Genomic DNA, 22,089 nt, shown 5'->3' on the forward strand with positions numbered 1-22,089 from the left:
TATTATTAGGTACTAATAACTTCCCTTAACATAGTACGATAAAAGAGTGCAAAACATCAAGTCTGTACGTCCATGTTTGTATTTCAGATTTTAGACTTCAAGTTAATTATACCAGTATTCAAGTATCATTGCGAATAGAAACGAAAGAGAAATAACAAAACCCAGACGTGGAAATCGTCTGGGTCAATTCATTGTTTTCAAATTTTGCGAAAGTTGTATACTCTACTCACCAGTTGGTTGAAAGTTAACTTCAGCAGTTATTTCACCGAATTCGTCACGAACCATTTGCATAATATTTACAACTTCTGTTTCTGATAGTTGATCAGCTTTTACATGGACATGAACTTTTTGGCCATCTGATCTAACCAAAACATCTTGATATTCGGTTGCTCCAATTATTTGATCTTCAAGAATAGATTCTTTTGTAGTCAGACCCTCTAATACATCAATGTCTTTCATCGCTTGTTCCTTTTCATCTGTATTTGCGGATGCTGAAGCAACAATATCGGTTAAACGATCCTTTTTCATGCTTCTATCATCTAGTATTTCCATTCTGATTGTTGTAAACAATTCATCTTTCCCCAAGTTTGTGATGTTGTTTACTTCAGCCTCATTTGACTCTGACTCCTCTGTTCCTGTACTCGTAGTTTCTTCAGAATTTGCTTGTCCATCATCAATATAGGCCAAATCTTCACTACTTGGTGAAATGATATAATAAACACTTAGTACAATCATAAGACTCAACATTGTTAAAAGCCACACTGTTTGTTTTTTTAACATTAATAATTCCTCCTTAGTTTTTTGGCATTACAGAGATTTTGTGAGTTGGAGCATCAAGAACTCGTGAAATGGCTTCAACTATCTGACTTTTAAGAGACGGGTGGTCAGCCCCTTTTGCTACTACAAAGACGCCTCTTACTTCCGGCTGTTTCGTTTGTATTAGTAAAGGAACTTCCTGATCTCCTTTTCGAACGAGTACAACTTGATTCTCTTCGGTATGGTCCTCAATTTTTCTCGTCCCACCATTTGTATCATTTTCATCTGTCGTCTGCTGGCCCTTCATTAAGTTCTTCTCATAAACATGAGCACTCGTTGCATCGAGATTTACCATTACCTCTGTCTCTGTTACCCCTTGTATTTTATTAAGCATTTCTGCCAGTTCTTGCTCCAAGCTGTTTTCCAGCTCTTTTATATCAGAAGCAGATAACTCTGCTGAATTGTCAGCCTGTGATGAATTCTGAACTTCATTTTGAGACTGCATAATTATATCGGGTTCCTCTTCTGACGAAAAAATATTACTGATTATAATCAGGAATACTCCAGCCAGCCCTAGTAGTATAAGATACCCGATTCTTTTTGATGGAGGCTTGTCACCACCCTCTTTTTTTGGTCGAAAGAAATCTTCCAATTTATTCTTCAAGATGTCCCCCCTCCCAATAAATAGATACTTTCTTATCTGTCAACTCCCATACTTCCATTAATAAAACTTCAATTTCTGAGAGATCTTCCTCGGGCTCTTCCTGATTACGTTGAGAATTTATTACTACATCTTCAACTGTATTCACCGCTCCCTCCCCGTTTTGTGCTTCATTTATATAAACAATGACTTCTGTAAGCTCCTCGAAGGAAATATCCGGAGTATCATTAAAGCGAAACTCCATCGTTGTTATCTCGACCTGATATTCTTCCTTCAAGGGGTCCGCTGCTAAATTTTTCAGTTGGACAGCCATTTGTTCTAAAATATATGCATGTTGACTGCCCTGTATTTCTTTTTTTTGAAATTCAATCTGATTTTCTATGGTTTCATCCGATTTAAATTCCTGATCCAGTTCGTTCATCGATGTTTCAATGGTCTTCTGAATGTCTGTATTAAAAATATGGAAAATTGGTTTTAATAGAATTAAAATTAAAATTAATCCTACAACCAATTTGACATATTTCTTCATGGTGTCTGCCGGGATCAGCAAGTCGATAATTGAAGCAATGACAATAAATAAGATAATTTGTGTTACCCATTGGGTAATGACATCCATCGAACTCACCCTATCTCAGCAGAATTGTTATATTACTTGCAGAAATAATAATTACGATGGCCAATAAGAACATTAAAGAGACTGCCAGTAGACATGCAAGTATATACAAAATATACGTGCTGATTGTATTTAAAGCTGTTATAACAGGCCCCCCGCCGATTGGCTGCAGTATAGCAGCAGCCAGCTTATAAATTAGTGCAATTGCAGCAATTTTAATAGCTGGAAAAAGGACAATTAAAAGAATGATAAACAATCCTGCCATCCCGACTGCATTCTTAAGAACCAATGAAGCACTGAGAATCGTATCGGCAGCATCTGTGAACGTCCTTCCTACTACAGGGATAAAGTTACCCGTAATGAATTTAGCTGTTTTCATAGCGATACCATCCTGAACCGCTGCAGCAGTACCTTGAACGGAAATTACGCTTAGAAAAACAGTCAAGAAAACACCTAGTGTTCCTAGACTTACAGATTTAAACAGATTTGCCAGATGTGTCACCTTATAATTATCATTCATGCTGCTAACAATCAGTAATAGTGCGGATAAAAACAAGAGAGGTAAAATGAAAGATGAAACGAGTATTCCACTGAAATTAATTAGGAATATAATAATTGGATGAAAAAATGAAACAGAAATGACATTTCCAAAGGTTGCCATCATACCGAGCACTAGTGGAAGCAGTGCAATCATAAATCCCTTCATCGCATTAATTGCATCTTGTGTATAGGAAACAGCCAAATAAAAGCTGTTGAGCGCGATAAATAATAGGACAAGATAAATTACAAAATAGGCAATTTTACTAACTGCACTCTGTTCAAATGCCGTGTGCATCGTTTGTAAAACAACGGAAAACAATGTCAGCATCAAAAGGGTTCCGAGTAGCTTCCCGTTTAAAATAAGTTCATGAAACAAGTACTCTATAAAAGCAATAGCTGTATTTTTAAAAGAAAAGGAATCTTGATTTTTTATAAACTCGGTGATACTTGTCTTTTCCAAATCAGGTAGAAATCCACCATATTCTTTAACAAGCTGGTCCCAGTATTCTTTCACACCATCAAGTGAAATTTCCTGTAGTATTGCATCTTCAATTTCTATTTCATCACTGGCTGTAGAGGCATAGATGGAAGGTTGTCCATTTATTAAAAAAATAAATGCAAGAAAAAATACGATAACATTCTTATTTGATCTCATTCACCCCAATTGCTCCCTTCAGCCCTAACAGATTACTTATCGTATCGTACCATCCTAGACGGAAGGTAGAAAGCTTACAATAGCTTCTATAACAGCAGTAATAATTGGAACTGCCAACAATAAAATAAATATTTTTCCTGAGAGTTCGATATACTTGGCAACAGAACTAAGTCCGGCATCTTTTGTGAGGTTGGCACCTAATTCTGCAATATACGAAATTCCGATTATTTTAAGAATTGTTTCCATATATAGTCCTTCAATATTTGCCTTTTGGCCCAATGTCTGTATCATTTCAAAAATAATGCTTATTTGCTTGATAATGGCAAGAAATATGATAATTCCAGTAACCAGAATAATGATAAAAGCAAATGATTTGTTGATATCTTTTAAAATAATATATAAAATACTCGCTATGACGCCTAATATAGCAATCTGCAGGATATCCATATACTTTAGCTCCTAGAACAGAAATACAGATTTAATTTGTTGAAAAAGATCAGAAAGTCCATTTACCACAATTACCAGCACAATAATAAAACCAATTAATGTAGCAAACTGGGCAATTTCTTCCTTCCCCATTTGTTTTAAAATCGTATGAATCAATGCCACAATTATTCCTATTCCAGCAATCTGGAAAAGAACGGATGCATCTGTGAACATGAATATGCTCCTTTCTCTAGTCCAACTCCAGCGCTATTCATAATAATCTTCTCAGTTGTTTCAATAGCTTGATATGCAAGAAAAGTGCTTTTGCAATGAAATTATTCAAATGAGAAGCAACACAATAAATATTCCACTTAATATACCTAGACTTTTTGCCATTCTTCCATACTTATAATAATTATCTAATGCCTCTTCAAGTTCCCTGTCCAAGTGCACATTAGTCAGTTGTATATGCTTTTGCTGCTGATAAATATCATGCTGTCCCAACGTTCTGCCAAATTGATTTAAGATTTCCTTCTCGCTCTCGTTCATGGTTGAATTCTTCACCAGTTCATCCACCTTATGCTCCCAAAGGTTGAAAAAGTCCACTTGTACTTCCTGCATTTCCGTTCCTAAGGCAGCAAAAAATGATTTAAGCGGTTCTGGTATTTTCTGTGATATGGAAAAAAAAGCTTCATGCAAAGGTGCTTGACTATACACAATCTCAGCTTCTAAAATCTGCAATGCACTTTTCAATTGCCTAATATGTTTTGGGCGCTTCGTTAGTCGGTTACTCCATTCAAATCCGATCAAGGTGGCTGTGCTTATTAAAAGTAGTGCTCCAATCCACTTCATCTGTTACACCTCTCGATTTCTGCAACAGTTCATTTTCTCTTTGATCAAAAATCTTCCCTACTTGTCCAGGTTTTGATTGCCTATCCAATAAGATAAAGCGATCAAATATCTGTTGGTCGAAGATTGGCTTTAGTGAAGGTCGTCGCTTTAGTTCTCTCATATCGCTTCCATGGATAGTACAAATTATGGTAACCCCTGTATGGATTGCTTCCATCAATGCTACGATGTCTTCCTTATTGCCAATCTCATCCACCACCATTACATCAGGGGACATTGACCTGATTAACATCATCATTCCTTCAGCTTTTGGACAAGCATCCATCACATCCGTTCGTAATCCTAAATTATGGTATGGAACCCCTTTTAAGGAAGCCCCTATTTCTGATCGTTCATCAACAACTCCTACTTTTTTTGCCGCTATATTTCGGCTTCCACTTGCAATTAATCGTGTTAGGTCTCTGATCAAGGTTGTTTTACCTGTTTGAGGGGGGCCAATAATTAGCGTATTCAAGTATTTTTTATGGAATACATATGGGAGGACCGATGATGCGGCTCCAATTTTTTCTTTTGCTATCCGAATATTGAAAAATGTTATATTCTGAATGGCTTTTACTTTGCTATTTGAAGTTATCACTTTTCCTGCTATACCAACTCTATGTCCACCTTCAATGGTTATATAACCCTCTCTAAGTTCATCTTCCATTCGATATAACGAAAACTCACTAAGTTGATTGATTAAATACATGCCTTCATCACTCTTTGGTATAATTGTTTTCAGCCATTCCACCTCATCGTCAAATATTAATTCTACTGGGTGGTATAACCGAATCCGAATTTCTTGTAAAAATTGCCATCTGTTACCGATTTTTAATCGTATAGCCTGTCTCATTTCACTCGGAAACAAACGTATAATCTCGTTCATTCGAATACCTCACTTTTTTAGTGCTGCTTTATAGTAAATGTATGTTGGATGAGGTAATTTATGACTCATTAAAATGAAGTTCTTTCGCTTACATGAGGTCGATAGTGGGGATATATTTCTAAACGTTGTTTTCGCAGAGATCGTTACCATCAGCCGAAGTTGAGATAAAATGCGACATAAGATTAGTAGTTTCAGTGGCCGCTCTGGGAAATACACTGCGCTTTTCGCGGGCGGCTGGTGAGCCAACTTGCGCTAAGGCGCTGCGCTGTCTCACCGATGCCTCTGCTCCCGCAGAAGTCTCCGTGTATTTCCCAGAGCTGGTATAGTGTCCAATAAACAGTTAATAATCACTTTATTGAGTAGTAATGAATTCGCTCTATTAAGGCAGTTGATTGGAGCGGAGGACAGTTGACTCCTGCGGGAACAGCACGTGTCCGAAGACCCCGCAGAGTGGTTTTCTCGAGGAGGCTGAGGCCGTGCCCGCGGAAAGCAACTGTCCGCAGCGGAAATCAACCAGCAGTTACTTCGCAGTTTATACAAATTGCGAAGTAAAAAAAGCAACAAGTCTTATGGGTGGGACGAGTAACCGCAGCAGTCCAAGGTTAACTTGAAAAGTCCTTTTAAACAAAAAAGCAGTCCTGTGATTAGGACTGCTTTTAGAGAAGTATTCAATTAGGCTCTGGATACATATTTTCCATCAGATGTATTGATGACTAGTACATCGCCCTGATTAACAAAGAATGGAACTTGGACAACATGGCTTGTTTCCAATGTTGCCGGCTTTGTTCCACCGCTTGCAGTATCCCCTTTAATACCAGGTTCTGTTTCCACTACTTCCAGTTCGACGTTGTTTGGGAGGTCCACACCAAGAATCTCACCTTCATAGCTGATTACATGCACTTCCATGTTTTCTTTAATGAACTTTAACTGTCGCTCTATTTGGTTTGTTTGAAGATCAATTTGTTCGTATGTGCTCGTATCCATGAATGCATGCGTGTCTCCAGAAGCATACAAGTATTGCATTTTTTTATTTTCAATATGTGCTTTACTTACTTTTTCGCCACCACGGAATGTTTTTTCCTGGATGTTACCACTACGCAAGTTACGAAGTTTTGAACGAACAAAAGCAGCACCTTTCCCAGGCTTTACATGCTGGAACTCTAATACTTGCCAAATGTCGTTATCCACTTCAATGGTAAGTCCCGTTTTAAAATCGTTAACTGAAATCATTTTTATTCCTCCCTTATGTAGAAAAACTTAAAGTTGTATCAATTCTTTTGGAGCAAAGGTTAATCGTTCATTACCGGTTTCAGTGATGACAATATCATCTTCTATTCTGCAGCCGCCAAGTCCATTAATATAAATACCAGGTTCAACTGTAACGACCATGCCTTTTTCAAGAATTTTATCTGATCGATAGGATAATCCCGGTCCTTCATGTACTTCAAGACCTAAACCATGACCTGTTGAATGACCGAAATATTCCCCGTACCCTTTTTCTTTAATATAGTCTCTTGTTAATGCATCAGCTTCTTTACCAGTTAATCCCGGCTTTGTTCCGTTCACTCCACGAAGATTTGCCTCTAATACTATATCATAAATTTCCCTTAATTCGCTTGAAATTTCTCCGACAGCAATCGTTCTTGTAATATCTGAGCAATAACCTTGATACAGAGCGCCGAAATCCAATGTTACCAGCTCACCATTTTGAATTTCTTTTTCCGATGCAACACCATGTGGAAATGCAGAACGTAAGCCTGAAGCAACAATCGTATCGAAACTGGATGCTGTAGCACCTTGTCGGCGCATGAAAAATTCCAGTTCATTGGATACGTCAATTTCTTTTACGCCTGGTTTTATGAAAGATTGAATATGTTCAAATGCGTCATCAGCTATTTTAGCTGCCTTTTTCATAATATCCAGCTCTTCACTTGTTTTAATTAAACGTATTTCTTCAATTAATCCGCTAATTGGGACCAAACTCACATTAAGGTTTTTATTATAATTTTCAAATTGAGCGTACGTCACATAATCTTTTTCAAAACCAAGACGCTGAATTCCCAGTAATTTTAACTGGTTAGCTATCTCTGATTCGATCGGATGTGTATGTTCAATGATATTAAAATTCTTCGTTTGCTCTGTAGCTTGCTCCGTATATCTGAAGTCAGTAATGAATATAGCCTCTATTTTGGAAATCAAAGCTACCCCAGCTGTGCCTGTAAAACCAGTTATATATCTTCTGTTTATTGGACTAGTTATGAGAATTGCGTCCATTTCATTTGATTCCAATGTATTTCTTAACTTTTTAAGTTTATCCATATCCCGGATCCTCTCCCTCTCAAACAGTAACCAATTCTATGTTTTCTGTGTTTAAGTGTATCATAAATGGACAAATTTGAATAATTTATAAGTTATTCGATGCAGGACAGAAACTACTCCTTCGCTTTCTTCAGTTCCCTGATCTTCATATCATGATAATCGTACGAAATGGAGTAGCCTATGAACGTACCATATAGGATAAATAAACATAATGTTGATACAATTGTATTGTAGGTTAAATCAATTAATCGTGGTATATTAGGGAAGATCGGCTGCATAATATAAAAAATAATCACCCATAAAATAACCCCGTACAGTAGCCCCATCCACATCGAGTTAATTTTTTTGAATAAACCATAATAAATAAGCGCAGCCATGATGGAAAGTATCCCTGCCAAAAGGATAGTAATAATGACTCCAAGCCAACCGTCAGTCCAAGAAGCATCCAACCATGACTTTAAAAGAAATGACTTTGGAGATACTTCACTAAAGTTAAAATAATACATCAGGCTACCAATACTACTCCATAGAATACCTCCAATAAATCCAGTAAGTAATGCCCTTGAAAAAATAGACAACTGTTCTTCTGTATTAACTTCATTTGAATGTTGTTTTTCCGTTTTCATTTAAATACACCTCCAACGATATTATTACCAAACACGTCAAACAAATTACAGGAGGTCCATATAAATAACGGTAAATAGTAAAAAATAGTAGTTCACAAAGGATAACTTTAGTAGAATAGAAATTAGATAACGGCTTAATAGTAAAACCTTGAAGAAAATGATTAAAGGTATTGAATAATTTATGAATTGACTGGAAACAATTTTAATAGATACGTTTTACGCATTATTTTAGTAATGCTGATATAAAAGTCCTCATTAGTGGTATAGCATTAGTAAAAGGCCAGAGACTTTAAAAGGAGGAGATCTTATGGGACGCAGTAAATTTTCCATTGTCATTTATTTAATAATAGGTTTGGCAGTTGTCGGCTTGTTTTCGCAGCTTCTCGGTAATACGGCTAACTTCTTGACCAATATTCTCCTAATGGTAGTGGTGGGTGCAGCAATATTTGGGTTACTTTACTTTTTCGTTCTCCGAAAAAGAGGTCTTTCCAATACTGACGATATGAAGAAGTATAAACAGGCAGTCAAACAATCAAAATCAAAATACAAACAACCAAAGAAACCGAGTAATGTTGCAACTGCTTCCACCAAAGCAGTAATTCCACCAAAGAAAAAGCGTGGTAAACGAGCATCTCATTTAAGGGTAATCGAAGGAAATAAACCAAAAGGAAAAGACCGCGCTTCTTTTTAAGAAGTACGGTCTTTTTATCTACTCCAATTCTTCAAAAAATCAGTTGCATATTCCCTTCCGTTTTCAATCAGATTTTCTTTTGCAGTCTGTGAAATATGGAAATTAACTGTCCCAGTATTCTTAATAGGAACAAATAGTATATTTTGTTTTTCATTTTTGGATATATATCTTGCATCATGTGCCTGCTTCATTGTAGAAAACAAAGCATGGAACATATCTAATGCGTTCCTAATATCTCTCGGACCTATTCCATCTTCTGATGCGTCGGTTATTTTTATTCCGAGAAGCGGCCTTTTTTTAATTTCACTTCCATTATTATCAAAAATCCACAACGGAAAATTGCTCAAAAGCCCCCCATCAACCATGAGACTTTTTTTCTTATACTTCCCTGGCATTTTTTTTGGCATAAAAAAGAAAGGAAATCCGGCACTCATTCTAATTGCCTTGGCTACTGGGAAAAATTCCGGCTGAATACCATAGACCCTTTCGAGGTCATCAGGTATCACGATTAGCTTTCCTAATGAAAGATCACTAACAACCACCTTGAGATATCCCGGTTTAATGTCGTGAAAGGTATGGATATTTTTGCGAGCCAGTGTTAATTCAAGCCATCGTTCCAGTTTATCCCCTTTATTGATGCCAAGCATACGGTAGAGGAACAACCATTTTGTGAATGGGAGTAGTTTAGTAAGGACAGGTGGATCAACCAGTTGGGTTAAATCAAGCTGACTTATAAGTTCTTCCATTTCATCAAGTTCAAAACCCGCCGCAATAAAGGATGCTACAATTGCTCCGGCAGAAGTCCCGGCTACACGTTCCAACTGCAGGTTTTGCTCCTTCATGCTCTCCAGTACACCAACATAAGCAAAAGCTTTGACACCGCCACCTGAAAACACACCATCAATTTTCATGGGTTCTCTCCCTATGCATTTTTGTATGACTTGGTGAGGAATTTTATGAAATTTCGATTTATTATATATGTAAGCAATTCGGTATCAAATTAGAACCCGAATAATAGAAAAACCATACAATCACATTTCATAATTGTATGGTTTTTCTATTATTCATTTTCGTTTTCTTCTGCTGTTTTCTTTAATTCTTCAATTCTTCTCTTATCCGTTTTGAAATAGTTCACAAGATCGCCAATTCGATCAATCGAATTCCAACTTAGATGGTGTTCGATTCCTTCTACGTCCCCATATATATTTTCCTTCTCCACGCCGATTATACCAAGGAACTCTTCTAGAAGTTCGTGTCTAAAAACTAAACGCTCACCTATTTTCTTCCCTTTGGAAGTAAGTACAAATCCCCTGTATTTTTCGTAGTTCAAATATCGATCTTTATCCAGTTTCTGAACCATTTTAGTTACAGAAGAGGGATGTACTGCCAGGGCTTCTGCAATGTCAGATACACGGGCATACCCTTTAGATTCTATGAGGTTATATATTTGTTCTATATAATCTTCCATACTTGGTGTAGGCATTAAGAATCTCCTCGTTTCAAGAATATTTTTTATCTGGGGCAAAACTGTTTCCTCATTATCAGAATACATGAAAATCTATAGCAACTCAAGTTATTTCGTAAACAAGGAAAAAAGGACCTGAAATAAACCTGGTCCTTCCTCCCATCTGTATTATAAACCGCATTTTAGCTGTGCTCCACAACTCGTACACGTATTACAACCACCAATATCCTCGACATTTCCCTCTCGACATACAGGGCAGGTGTCGCCGACTTCAGAGCCGATAGTTACTTTTGTTTTTCCTAATTCTTGAATCGTGTCCATTAAAACAACTTTAGGTTTCTCTGCGTCTGCAAACAACTCTGTTTGCTCACCAACTGTATTTTCTTCGGCTTTCAGTGTCAATACTTGTGAGTCACGACTACCATCCACATACACAGTGCCGCCTTTTGCTCCACCGTTGTATAGTCTTTGGTATACACTTTCGACTTGATCTACCGTATACCCTTTAGGCGCATTCACTGTCTTGGAGATCGAACTATCAACCCAACGTTGGATAACACATTGCGTATCTGCGTGGGCTTCTGGTGCCAACTCCATTGCAGTTACAAACCATTCCGGCAAGTTGTCTGGGTGTGCATTTGGATTTCTGTCCAGATATTCCTGAACAATATCTGCTTTTACTTCGATAAATTTACCAAGTCGTCCACTTCGGAAATAGGAAAAAGAGAAATATGGTTCCAAACCTGTACTCACACCAACCATTGTTCCAGTGCTTCCAGTAGGAGCTACTGTCAACAGATGCGAATTTCGAATTCCATAACTCAATACATCCTGTCTAATATCTTCTGGCATCTTTTTCATAAAGCCTGTGTTAATAAACGCTTCTCGTAATGCTTTCGTTTCCTCTTCATTAGTACCAACAAGGAATGGAAAACTCCCTTTTTCTTTGGCAATTTCAATAGAGGTACGATAAGCAGTCGTTGCAATGGTTTCAAACACTTGATCTACCAGATTATTTCCCTCTTCAGTTCCATAAGTTGTTTCACAGTAGATTAATAAATCATGCATACCCATCACGCCAAGGCCAACGCGACGTTCACCGAGAGCTTGTTTTTTATTTTCCTCCAGAAAGTATGGAGTAGCATCAATAACATTATCCTGCATCCTTACACCAGTTTGTACGGTTTGTTTTAATTTTTCAAAGTTTACTTTCTTTGTATCTTTATCAGCCATTTCAGCTAGGTTTACAGCAGCTAAATTACAGACTGAATAAGGTGCGAGAGGTTGTTCGCCACACGGATTTGTTGCTACCACTTGATCTCCATACGCTTTTGCATTTGTCATATCATTTGCATTGTCGATATAGAAAATGCCGGGTTCTGCTGAGTATGTCGCACATACATTAATCAAATTCCATAATTCTTTTGCTTTTATGCGACGATAAACTCGAACACCATAGCCCATTTCTTCCCATTTACGTACATCGCCTACATCATGCCATTTTTCATTGTAAGCATCCATTTCCTCTTTTGTGTAATTTTCTACATCTGGGAAGCGAAGCTCGTAAACTTCATCATTTTCAACTGCTTCCATAAATTCTTTTGTAATACAAACAGAGATATTTGCACCGGTCAAAAATTCAGAGTTGTGAACAGAGTATGTTCCACCGATTCGCAGTTTTTCGTCTGCTTCACGGATAGCAGCTTCAGTGAAACCTCCCAGTCCAGCAATTGCTTTATAATTTACGACACTTTGGTATAAATCAAATTCTGTTTCTGTTAAAGGTGTAAATTTTAATTTCTCTTCTGCCAACCGTTTGATTTGTTCATCTTCACTATTTTCGATTAGATAGCGAAGTATCCTGGAATTTTGCATCTTTGAAATAATAAATTCGATAATATCAGGATGCGAATCGACTAACATAATCATTTGTGCCAATTATTGTTGCGTTGACTCGTTAAATCAACTCTCTAAGTTACCCTAGAGTTCAGACCATATCTTACACATTACATATGTGTCCTCGCACTTCGAAATCACTTGATTTCTACTCTACTCACTTCCGTCACTTGACGTGCTTTCGATGGTCGTTGAACCTTCTCCTTTTAAGGAGCTTGGCTGCTGATTGTCTTTGTCCACCTATTGTTTTTCAGCATTTCCGCTTACCGTTTCCAGTTTCGTTTTAGCCAATAGGTCATATATGGCGCTTTCCACAGTTTGAAAATTATTCAAAATATCATCTTCCCAAAACCGTAATATAACGTAACCGTTTTTCTCGGCTATCTCATTTTTTATAAGGTCAGTTTCTTGTCTTTTTACTTGCCAATCTTGAGGAATAGGAAAAAATTTAGGATTTGCATGCCAGTAATCACCATCACACTCAACAATCACATTGTAATCTAATAACAAAAAGTCGTATTGTCTTTGTTTAAGGATAAAAGAATATCTATATTTTATATCGTTATGGATTAAAAAACGTTCCATTATCTTCTCGATATTCGTTTTCCTGAAGTTTTGAGACTGCATTTGTTTTAAAGTTGAATTTCGTATTTTTTCGATCGTTTCCTGACTATATATACCTGTTTTCCCGCTATTCCATGAAGGTGTTTTATTTACTCTTCTAGTTTTAGCAGTCTTAGTAATAATGTTGTTAAAATGTTCCCTTTTTTTCTCAGGACTCATCGATTTGTGCCATTGTTTAAACTTAGTAGACTTGACTGATTTTGCACATTCCTTCGAACAAGTTTTAGTTTTTCGGTTTCTAGCTAAAAAACTATTCCCACATAAAATACATGTTAATGGGCCCTTTTTCGAACCACAAAACTTACTACAGTATTTATTCGGGACGCCTCTTGTAAGGTTAACTAAGTTAGTACAGGTATCACGAGAACATTTCAATTCATCTTCAGTATAATAGAATTTGACCAAATAACTGTTCAGTGTGTGTCCATGCACTTTTAAATGAGAAGTAAAACGACCTTGTTTATTATGAGATATTTGGTATCCGCAAATCTTACATGCATGCGGATTTTTAGCGTCATATGATTTCATAAATAGAGCACCCCATTTTTAACTATCAAAGGTGTTTATTCATTGTTGAAATCTAAAGAGTTTCCAGCAATTCACGAGGTTTATTTATAGACGAGGCACACTTGTTTACCACGTCTTGATCCACCCTGTTCCACTAGATGAGTAAGTTTTGCAATATCATCCAGCCATGAGACCGAACCGGAAGATTTTCCGTTCACTCCTCTTGCCAATGCATTTCTAGGACGTAGAGTTGATCCATTTGTTCCAACGCCGCCTCCGCGGGACATTATTTCCATTACCTGCTTGCGGTGATCGGAAATGCCTTCACGTGAGTCTTTAACATAGGGCATAACATAACAGTTGAAATAAGTTACATCCGTATCTGCTCCTGCTCCGTACAAAACTCTTCCTGCAGGAATAAAATTCAAATCGACAAGTTCTTTGTTGAATTCTTCAAACCACTTTTTTTTTCTTTCATCAGTCTGTTCCACACTGGAAAGTCCGGTTGCATTACGTTTTGCAATTTGTTCATAAAAAACTTCCAACGGTTTTTCAATAACATCGAGCGAACGTTTCACAATTCCGGTTTCGGATTCCTTTTCATCATCCAGCACCGAGATGAACTCGGGATCGACTTGTACATCTGCCTTATTTTGGTTCCAGTCAATGGATACAATGATGCCTAGCCCTCTCGCAGGGAATTTAGGATCTGCTTTTACTGTCAGGACTACAAAGTCGCCTATTTTTAATGTTTTCTTTTCTGTATCCTTGAATGCATATCGATCAAGCATCACCAAGCGTGAAACACCTTTATGCGTTAGATTCATATCCTCTGTTATGGGATGTACCGGCGGGAAAAGCTTTATATCCTCATTCAGTGCCTCCACATTCAGCCTATTTTGAGGTTTTACAACAATCGACATTCAATCTCTCCTTTTGTATATATCTACCTTTTAAATTTATACTAGTTATACAATACCACATTCAAATAAAATAAAACAATATATGGTATATGTTTTTTTGTAAAGTACTATATATTGTATGTGGAACGAATGATTTCTCATTTGTCAACAGCTAAAAATCTATGATTCCGTGAGAATGCTAGAGATATTTAGAGAGAAGTAGAGATTTTAACGTGGAATCTCACATTTTTGTTAGTTGCATTACTGGATTTATTTCGATATTAACCGACAATTGTAGTCATTTCCAATTTTAATTGTAAATAAGTATAAATAAAGGAGAAAAACTTTGAAATATAACCAAACTAACCATATAATAGAGGATGTACATTTTTGGACAGACGGGGGAAGTAAAATGGAGTTTTTAATTATTGCCGTAGTTGTTTTACTTGCGGTAGGAATTTTCCGCTATTATAGACAACGAAATTACACAAAGGTGCTAACCGAGGATCAGTTCCGGGAAGGTTACCGAAAAGCGCAACTTATAGATGTGAGAGAACCCCAGGAATTCGACCGGGGGCACATCCTTGGAGCAAGAAACATTCCTGTTAGCCAAATGAAACAGCGTTTAGTGGAGATGCGCAAGGATAAACCTGTATATCTTTATTGCCAAGGTAGTTCTCGTTCTGCTAGAGCTGCACAATTACTGCATAAAAAAGGTTACAAGGATATTTACCAGCTAAAAGGCGGTTTTAAAAAATGGACTGGTAAAATAAAATCGAAAAACTAATTGTAAAAGCCCAGGATTACTATTCCTGGGCTTTTTCTTGGTATTATTTTTTATATCTGAGAATAGGTTTTCTTGCTGCTGTTGTTTCATCCATTCGTTTAACAATTGTATTGTGAGGTGCTTCCTGAACAATTTCAGGATTGTCTTTCACCTCTTCAGCGATTGCAAGCATGGTATCGATAAAACCATCCAAAGTCTCCTTTGATTCCGTTTCAGTTGGTTCGACCATTAGTCCTTCCTCAACATTTAATGGGAAATAAATTGTTGGTGGATGGTAGTTGAAATCCAACAGACGTTTAGCAATATCAAGTGTTCGTACTCCTAATTTTTTCTGTCTGCTTCCAGATAATACAAATTCATGTTTGCAATGCTGTGGATACGGTAATTCATATTCTTTCTCCAATTTACGCATCATGTAATTAGCATTCAGTACTGCATATTCGCTTACCTTTTTTAGCCCTTCAGCACCCATTGTACGAATGTACGTATAAGCTCGTAAATTGATTCCGAAATTACCATAGTATGGTTTTACTCTGCCAATGGATTGTGGTCTGTCATCTTCAAAAATAAATTCATTGTCTATTTTTGTAATTACTGGTTTAGGTAGGAACGGTTCAAGTTCTTTGGATACTCCAACAGGGCCTGATCCAGGTCCACCACCACCATGGGGTCCAGTAAATGTTTTATGGAGATTGAGATGCACAGCGTCAAAGCCCATATCTCCAGGGCGGGTATAGCCCATGATTGCATTCAGGTTCGCTCCATCATAGTAGAGTTTACCGCCTGCTCCATGTACAATTTCAGCCATTTCGAGTATTTCTGTTTCAAACAATCCAAGTGTATTTGGATTTGTAAGCATAAGCGCTGCTGTATCGTTATCAACGACCCGTTTTAGGTCTTCCAAATCGACTATTCCTTGTTCATTTGATTTCACGGTTACAGCATCAAAACCAGCTACCGCAGCCGATGCAGGATTGGTACCGTGGGCAGAGTCAGGAACAATAACCTTCGTTCGATTAAAGTCTCCATTTGCTTCATGGTAGGCCCGAATCATCATAAGTGCAGTCCATTCCCCATGTGCTCCTGCGGCTGATTGCAAGGAAACTTCATGCATGCCAGTAATCTCTTTTAGTGAGGTTTGCAGATCATAAAGCATTTCCATTGCACCTTGAACCGTTTTCGGGTCCTGATAAGGATGTATATGACTGAAACCTTCCAATCTCGCAACATCTTCATTCATTTTCGGGTTATACTTCATCGTACACGAACCAAGTGGATAAAATCCGGAATCAACGCCGTAGTTTCTATTAGAAAGTCCTGTATAGTGGCGCATGATTTCCAGTTCGCTTACTTCCGGTAATTCAGGTGGAGTCTGACGAATATATACTTCTTCCAATTCAGATTCCAAATCGAATTCAGTGACATTCCACTCTGGAAAGCTGTAGCTTGTTCTTCCTTCTTTACTGCGTTCAAAAATTAATGGAAAATCCTGATTAGCCATTGATATCCCCCATTTCTTTTACAAATGCATCAATTTCTTCTTTGGTGCGAATTTCAGTTACCGCTACTAACATATAACCTTTTAATTCGGGATAATCCCGTTCCAGGTCATACCCGCCAATAATACCCTTTTCAAATAACTTCTTATTAATTTCAGAGACCGAATCAGAAAGTTTCACTACAAATTCATTGAAAAATGGACTTTCAAATACGACTTCAAGATTCGCTTCTTTAAGGCTGGATTTCGCATACCTTGCTTTTTGCATATTTAAGGTTGCCATCTTTTTTAATCCGTGTTTCCCGATAGAACTCATTGCAACAGAACTTGCAAGTGCATTTAAGGCCTGATTGGAGCAAATATTTGAAGTGGCTTTATCACGACGAATGTGCTGCTCCCTAGCTTGCAATGTTAAAACAAATCCTCTGACGCCGTCTTCATCTTTTGTTTGACCAACAAGGCGACCAGGTACTTTACGCATTAACTTTTCAGTAGTAGCAAAGTATCCACAGTGAGGACCACCGAATTGCGCCGGGATACCGAATACTTGTGTATCACCTACAACGATATCTGCACCAAATTCACCGGGAGGAGTAAGGTATCCAAGTGCCAATGGATTACTTGAAACAATAAACATTGTCTTCTTTTGCTGATTGATTAGTTCTTCCACTTTTTGTAGTGGTTCAATTTGACCAAAAAAGTTAGGGTATTGAATAACAACACCTGCAATTGTTTCATCCAATTCCTGTTCCAAATGATCAAGATCAGTTAAACCGTCATTTAATCCAATTTCCACTATCTCCACATTTTGACCTCTTGCATATGTTTCAATTACCGCACGTGATTCTGGGTGAACCGCTTTGGATACAAGTACTTTTTTTCTTTTCGTTTGGGCGGCACTTAAATTAACTGCTTCTGCCAGTGATGTTCCACCATCATACATGGAGGAATTGGCTACAGGCATACCGGTTAATTCGGATACCATCGTCTGAAATTCAAAAATTGCCTGGAGTTCCCCTTGAGAGACTTCTGGCTGATATGGTGTATAAGCAGTATAAAATTCAGAGCGTGAAATAACATGATCCACGACAGATGGAATAAAATGGTCATATACTCCTGCACCTAGGAAGGAAGTATACTCGCTTAAATTTGCATTTTTATTTGCCATCGCAGTAAGTTCTTTTTTTAACTCATATTCATTTGCTGGTTTCTTCAGATTTAATTCCCCTTGAAAACGTACGCTGTTTGGAATGTCTGAGAAAAGTTCATCCGTTGACTCAATACCAATTGTATCAAGCATCTCCTGTTTGTCGGTTTCAGTCATAGGTAAATAACGAAATTCCATTACTAGTTCCCCCTCTATTTATCTCGTTTGTAAAATGGTGTTTTTACAATTCGAGCTTTAAGTGTGCGTTTTCTTACCTGTACCTCCAATTCAGTACCTTCTGTTGCAAATTGTGAATCGATCAATACGAGTCCAAGATTTTTATTCAGTGTAGGTGATTGGGTCCCTGAAGTGACAAATCCAATTTCCACGTTATCTTTCCAAACAGGGTAACCATGACGCGGTATTCCTTTATCAATCATTTCGATTCCTACCAATTTTCTTGTTGTCCCATTCCTAACTTGTTCTTTTAATACATTTTTACCAATAAAATCTGCTTCTTTATTCACTTTTACTGCAAATGTCAAACCAGCTTCAACAGGTGTAATATCTTTTGATAATTCTTGACCATACAGGGCGAGTGTTGCTTCAAAACGAAGTGTATCTCTGGCGCCAAGTCCTATTGGTTCAATACCTGTATTATTACCTGCATCCATAATCAGATTCCACAATGCGGGTCCTTTCGATTTCTCAATATAAATTTCAAATCCGTCTTCCCCTGTGTATCCTGTGCGAGAAACAATTGCAGGCTGCTTCAGACCTGTAAATAAAACATGATCCATAAATCTAAAAAATTTAATTTCACTTAAATCTGTTTCCGTAACTTTTTGCAGTATTTTTTCCGATTCTGGCCCTTGCAGTGCCAATTGAACGTAATCATCTGATATGTTTGTAATGGAAAGCTCATCGCTATTGTATTGATTGTTTTGTACAAGCCATTCATAATCCTTCTCTGTGTTTGCTGCATTTACAACAAGCAAATAATCGTCAACTGCAAGCATATAAATAATCAGATCATCAACCGTTCCTCCATTTTCATAACACATGATCGTGTACTGTGCACGAGAGGGAACTAATTTTGCAACATCATTGGTTACTAAATGTTGCAGAAATTCCAAGCTTTTCTGTCCCTGAACAGAGATTTCACCCATATGGGATACATCGAAAAGCCCCGCTTTTGTTCGAGTTGCCTCATGTTCCTTTTTAATGCTGGAAAATTGTACAGGCAGATCCCATCCTCCAAAGTCAATCGTCTTTGCCCCATGTTTTTCATATTCAGGAAATAAAGGTGTACGTTTCAATTCACTCATCCCAACACGCTCCTGTTCTTTAGTTAAAAAAATGCACAAAAATAGAGATCTCTTCCAAACTGAAGAAATCTCTGTCCTTAAACCAGAAAGTTGCATACCTGCACTTAAACAATAGCCAATCCGTACAGATACTTGCTTCGTGGGTGGTTTACATACTGTAAACACTCTCCAGAGTTGCGTCCTACAAGAGTCTTTTTGCCTGAGAGATTCGCTCTTAACTTGCTCCTTCGGCGTTACTAATCGTAAGCTCTCCCCTTGTAATCATTCGCTGATGAAAAATCCATATTTGGTTATACTATGTACAGTAACAAGAAAATCTATTTCTTTTTGAATTATATCATAATTGGAAACAAAATTGTAGTAAAATCCAAATTTTATTAATAGGAAGTGGAATTATTATATGGATTCTATTCACATTGAGAAAGAATTAACCTTTATAGATCGACTAGAGTCAGTCATTGAGAAAGATGAGCAAATTTCCAGTTGGGAACTTTTTTCAATGGCTTACCAAGCTGAACTAACGACAATTGCCCCATCGTTTAACGGGTTGCGTTCGCTTGCGTATCTTCCACATATGGAGTTTCTAGATCATCAAATCGAAGTAGCACAACAAGCAATTGAAAGGATGAATGGCAGGGCAATATTGGCCGACGAGGTCGGTTTAGGCAAAACCATCGAAGCAGGACTCATTTTAAAAGAATACATGATTCGAGGCTTAGTACGTAATGCCCTTATTCTGGTTCCGGCTTCCCTTGTCAATCAGTGGGTAAATGAATTGAATGAAAAATTTTATATTCCAGCAGTAGCATATCGAAAGAACTACAGTTGGAAGGATAATTCAGTAATTGTTTCTTCGTTGGATACTGCAAAACGTCCTCCGAATCAGGGTGAGATTCTCGAGATGGAATATGACTTCATTCTTATTGATGAGGCGCATAAGCTGAAAAATCATAAAACGAAAAACTATCAATTTGCCCGTGCATTAAAAAAGAAATATTGTTTACTATTAACCGCAACCCCCGTGCAAAATCGTCTGATTGAAATATTTAATTTGATTACAATTCTAAAACCTGGACATTTGGGAAGCTATGAATCGTTTATTAATAAATTTGGAAAAGACCGAAGTAAGCTCGAACAAGATCCATATTTAAAGCAGTTGATTCAAAAGGTTATGATCAGGAATACAAGAAAAGCAACCAATCTTAATGAATCGAAACGCAAAATTGAAACAATCTGGCTTGATTTCCCCGAGGCAAGTCGCGATGTGTACGACCACTTGGTTAATATTTCTTTAGGATTCTCGACTTTTTCAAAAATAACTTATTTAAGAGAGATCTGTTCTTCGCGCGAAGCATGCTATATGTCATTAAGTAAAATCGCGGAACAGAAAAACAATGAAAATGTAATAAAGCCTTTATTATCCAAGATCGAGCAGCTTCCACATCACATAAAAGCAGATAAGATTGTAGAATTGATTAAATCATTAGATGGTGAGAAGGTCATTGTATTTACGGAATATCGAGCGACCCAATTTTATTTGCAATGGTATCTGCAACAGCATGGTATCTCATCTGTGCCGTTCCGAGGTGGATTTAAGCGGGGAAAAAAAGATTGGATGAAACAGCTTTTCAAGGATCATGCGCAAGTGCTCATTGCAACAGAAGCTGGCGGAGAAGGGATTAACCTTCAATTCTGCAGTCACTTGATTAACTATGACCTTCCTTGGAATCCAATGCGTTTGGAACAAAGAATTGGTCGTATTCACCGATTTGGTCAAAAAAGGGATGTGCATATCTATAATATCGTTATCCGTAATACAATTGAAGAACATATCCTTAATCTCTTGTATGAAAAAATCGACCTCTTTGAAAAAGTTGTGGGGAATCTGGACGATATTCTTGCAGAACTGAATATACAAAGCATCGAGTCAGAAATGGAATCAATTTACAACGAATCCACCTCTTCAGGTGAAGTGAGAATTAAATTAAATAATCTATCATCCATCATTAAAAGTACACCAATCCATCATACAACTGAGGAGAAGCTTTATGGCAATAACTAATTTAAATTCATTTTTATGTGATTATTTCTCAGCAAAGAATTGTGGGATTATCCACAATAATGAAGGCGTATTAAAAATACAGTTGAATGAGCAGATGGACCGGGAGCTGATGAATCGACCATTTTATTGGCATTACATTAAAAAAATTGGACGTGATGGTGATCCAATGCAACTCACAATGATTACAAATCCCCAAAAGCGTGATATTCCTGGTGAATGGATTCATTTTGGAAGTCCAAGACTGCAACAGATAATGAATAACTTAAAGAGCAATGAACGTTTCACAAAACTGTTTCAGAAAGTGAATACAACAAACAAGGTACCTCTATATCCATGGCTCGTTACTAATATTAAGGTTAGTTATCAAGGTCAGCATAAAAAAGATGAAGTTTTCTCTATCGGTCTGCATCTGGTGAATGGCAGAATGAAACTAGATATGATGACAGAATTGGGTGAGCTGCAGTTGCAGACAAAAATATCTGATTTCTGCTTTACAATCTCTCCTATCATAAAGCTGAGAAGTGGTTATTTGAGAATTGAGGATGTGATAACGAATTATATTTATAATCAGGAACATCAATGGGCGGAGAGATCGTTGGAAATACTGGATGAAGAAATTAGAACACTGAAACACTTTTACGAAGAAGAGACGGAAACGGAACAAATGAAGAATGAAATAGATGAATTAACCAAACGTTATGACCCGAAAATAACAATAAGTATGATCAATGGCGGGATATTTTATCTCAAAGAAGACGCATTATAAACCCACCAGTTTAGAAAACTAAGGCATTCGCCAAGCCTTTGGGCGA

At 37.3% G+C, this 22,089-nt stretch carries 21 protein-coding genes, 2 pseudogenes and 1 riboswitch; of the genes and pseudogenes, 4 read left to right on the top strand and 19 right to left on the bottom strand.

Annotation, left to right across the window (positions count from 1 at the left end; genetic code table 11):
* Positions 1 to 222: 222 nt before the first annotated feature.
* From ACHABU_RS00975 to ACHABU_RS01025, 11 genes are all read right to left on the bottom strand, one after another.
* The gene (locus ACHABU_RS00975) at positions 223 to 780 is read right to left on the bottom strand and encodes a SpoIIIAH-like family protein (RefSeq protein WP_435761348.1); all 558 of its coding nucleotides are present in this window, start codon (positions 778 to 780) and stop codon (positions 223 to 225) included.
* Between the two features lie 13 nt (positions 781 to 793).
* Entirely contained in the window at positions 794 to 1,420 is a 627-nt protein-coding gene (spoIIIAG, locus tag ACHABU_RS00980) for a stage III sporulation protein AG (protein WP_435761350.1), read from the bottom strand.
* Positions 1,410 to 2,033, bottom strand: coding sequence for a stage III sporulation protein AF (gene spoIIIAF, locus ACHABU_RS00985; RefSeq protein WP_435761352.1), 624 nt, complete (start codon positions 2,031 to 2,033; stop codon positions 1,410 to 1,412). The genes spoIIIAG and spoIIIAF overlap by 11 nt, the downstream gene beginning before the upstream one ends.
* A 10-nt stretch (positions 2,034 to 2,043) precedes the next feature.
* The gene (gene spoIIIAE / locus ACHABU_RS00990) at positions 2,044 to 3,225 is read right to left on the bottom strand and encodes a stage III sporulation protein AE (protein WP_435761354.1); all 1,182 of its coding nucleotides are present in this window, start codon (positions 3,223 to 3,225) and stop codon (positions 2,044 to 2,046) included.
* A 54-nt stretch (positions 3,226 to 3,279) separates the two neighbouring features.
* Positions 3,280 to 3,672 (bottom strand): stage III sporulation protein AD, encoded by a 393-nt coding sequence (gene spoIIIAD, locus ACHABU_RS00995; RefSeq protein ID WP_435761356.1) that lies wholly within the window; start codon positions 3,670 to 3,672, stop codon positions 3,280 to 3,282.
* 12 nt (positions 3,673 to 3,684) lie between these two features.
* Entirely contained in the window at positions 3,685 to 3,885 is a 201-nt protein-coding gene (gene spoIIIAC, locus ACHABU_RS01000) for a stage III sporulation protein AC (RefSeq protein ID WP_379495317.1), read from the bottom strand.
* Positions 3,886 to 3,990: 105 nt separating this feature from the next.
* Positions 3,991 to 4,503, bottom strand: coding sequence for a stage III sporulation protein SpoIIIAB (gene spoIIIAB / locus ACHABU_RS01005; protein WP_435761359.1), 513 nt, complete (start codon positions 4,501 to 4,503; stop codon positions 3,991 to 3,993).
* Entirely contained in the window at positions 4,448 to 5,425 is a 978-nt protein-coding gene (gene spoIIIAA, locus ACHABU_RS01010) for a stage III sporulation protein AA (protein WP_435761361.1), read from the bottom strand. Before spoIIIAA ends, spoIIIAB begins: the two co-directional genes overlap by 56 nt.
* A 672-nt stretch (positions 5,426 to 6,097) precedes the next feature.
* Positions 6,098 to 6,655 (bottom strand): elongation factor P, encoded by a 558-nt coding sequence (efp, locus tag ACHABU_RS01015; protein ID WP_435761363.1) that lies wholly within the window; start codon positions 6,653 to 6,655, stop codon positions 6,098 to 6,100.
* 27 nt (positions 6,656 to 6,682) lie between these two features.
* Complete coding sequence (locus ACHABU_RS01020) at positions 6,683 to 7,744, bottom strand: M24 family metallopeptidase (protein ID WP_435761365.1); 1,062 nt, start codon at positions 7,742 to 7,744, stop codon at positions 6,683 to 6,685.
* Positions 7,745 to 7,857: 113 nt separating this feature from the next.
* Positions 7,858 to 8,370, bottom strand: coding sequence for a YqhR family membrane protein (locus ACHABU_RS01025; RefSeq protein ID WP_435761367.1), 513 nt, complete (start codon positions 8,368 to 8,370; stop codon positions 7,858 to 7,860).
* A gap of 307 nt (positions 8,371 to 8,677) precedes the next feature.
* On the opposite strand from ACHABU_RS01025, the gene ACHABU_RS01030 reads away from it, so the two are divergent.
* Entirely contained in the window at positions 8,678 to 9,061 is a 384-nt protein-coding gene (locus ACHABU_RS01030) for an SA1362 family protein (RefSeq protein ID WP_435761369.1), read from the top strand.
* 14 nt (positions 9,062 to 9,075) lie between these two features.
* Here the strand turns inward: ACHABU_RS01030 and ACHABU_RS01035 are convergent, their stop codons facing one another.
* The 5 genes and pseudogenes from ACHABU_RS01035 to ACHABU_RS01055 form a co-directional block, all read right to left on the bottom strand.
* Positions 9,076 to 9,972 carry a patatin-like phospholipase family protein gene (locus tag ACHABU_RS01035; RefSeq protein WP_435761371.1) on the bottom strand — a complete coding sequence of 299 codons (897 nt, stop codon included), beginning with the start codon at positions 9,970 to 9,972 and terminating at the stop codon, positions 9,076 to 9,078.
* Between the two features lie 149 nt (positions 9,973 to 10,121).
* Entirely contained in the window at positions 10,122 to 10,544 is a 423-nt protein-coding gene (gene mntR, locus ACHABU_RS01040; RefSeq protein WP_435761373.1) for a transcriptional regulator MntR, read from the bottom strand.
* Positions 10,545 to 10,694: 150 nt separating this feature from the next.
* A pseudogene (locus tag ACHABU_RS01045) lies at positions 10,695 to 12,461 on the bottom strand (vitamin B12-dependent ribonucleotide reductase); the annotation flags it as partial.
* Between the two features lie 201 nt (positions 12,462 to 12,662).
* Positions 12,663 to 13,574 carry an endonuclease domain-containing protein gene (locus ACHABU_RS01050; protein WP_435761375.1) on the bottom strand — a complete coding sequence of 304 codons (912 nt, stop codon included), beginning with the start codon at positions 13,572 to 13,574 and terminating at the stop codon, positions 12,663 to 12,665.
* An 89-nt stretch (positions 13,575 to 13,663) separates the two neighbouring features.
* Positions 13,664 to 14,476, bottom strand: a pseudogene (locus ACHABU_RS01055) (ribonucleotide reductase N-terminal alpha domain-containing protein); the annotation flags it as partial.
* Positions 14,477 to 14,867: 391 nt separating this feature from the next.
* Here ACHABU_RS01055 and ACHABU_RS01060 point away from each other — a divergent pair.
* Positions 14,868 to 15,242 (top strand): rhodanese-like domain-containing protein, encoded by a 375-nt coding sequence (locus ACHABU_RS01060; protein ID WP_435762328.1) that lies wholly within the window; start codon positions 14,868 to 14,870, stop codon positions 15,240 to 15,242.
* A gap of 43 nt (positions 15,243 to 15,285) precedes the next feature.
* On the opposite strand, the gene gcvPB is transcribed toward ACHABU_RS01060, so the two are convergent.
* From gcvPB to gcvT, 3 genes are read right to left on the bottom strand one after another with little or no spacing between them, the layout of a single operon-like run.
* Positions 15,286 to 16,743 carry an aminomethyl-transferring glycine dehydrogenase subunit GcvPB gene (gcvPB, locus tag ACHABU_RS01065; RefSeq protein ID WP_435761377.1) on the bottom strand — a complete coding sequence of 486 codons (1,458 nt, stop codon included), beginning with the start codon at positions 16,741 to 16,743 and terminating at the stop codon, positions 15,286 to 15,288.
* Positions 16,736 to 18,085: an aminomethyl-transferring glycine dehydrogenase subunit GcvPA gene (gene gcvPA / locus ACHABU_RS01070; RefSeq protein ID WP_435761379.1), complete on the bottom strand. Its 1,350-nt coding sequence runs from the start codon at positions 18,083 to 18,085 to the stop codon at positions 16,736 to 16,738. The genes gcvPB and gcvPA overlap by 8 nt, the downstream gene beginning before the upstream one ends.
* 14 nt (positions 18,086 to 18,099) lie before the next feature.
* The gene (gene gcvT / locus ACHABU_RS01075; protein ID WP_435761381.1) at positions 18,100 to 19,215 is read right to left on the bottom strand and encodes a glycine cleavage system aminomethyltransferase GcvT; all 1,116 of its coding nucleotides are present in this window, start codon (positions 19,213 to 19,215) and stop codon (positions 18,100 to 18,102) included.
* A 177-nt stretch (positions 19,216 to 19,392) separates the two neighbouring features.
* A riboswitch (glycine riboswitch) is annotated at positions 19,393 to 19,480 on the bottom strand.
* Between the two features lie 135 nt (positions 19,481 to 19,615).
* Here gcvT and ACHABU_RS01080 point away from each other — a divergent pair.
* Together ACHABU_RS01080 and ACHABU_RS01085 are read left to right on the top strand one after the other, a co-directional pair.
* Positions 19,616 to 21,277, top strand: coding sequence for a DEAD/DEAH box helicase (locus ACHABU_RS01080; RefSeq protein WP_435761383.1), 1,662 nt, complete (start codon positions 19,616 to 19,618; stop codon positions 21,275 to 21,277).
* Complete coding sequence (locus ACHABU_RS01085) at positions 21,264 to 22,043, top strand: YqhG family protein (RefSeq protein ID WP_435761385.1); 780 nt, start codon at positions 21,264 to 21,266, stop codon at positions 22,041 to 22,043. Before ACHABU_RS01080 ends, ACHABU_RS01085 begins: the two co-directional genes overlap by 14 nt.
* Positions 22,044 to 22,089: the final 46 nt, after the last annotated feature.

Source organism: Oceanobacillus sp. CF4.6, assembly GCF_051262635.1.
Taxonomy (GTDB): Bacteria; Bacillota; Bacilli; order Bacillales; family Amphibacillaceae; genus Oceanobacillus.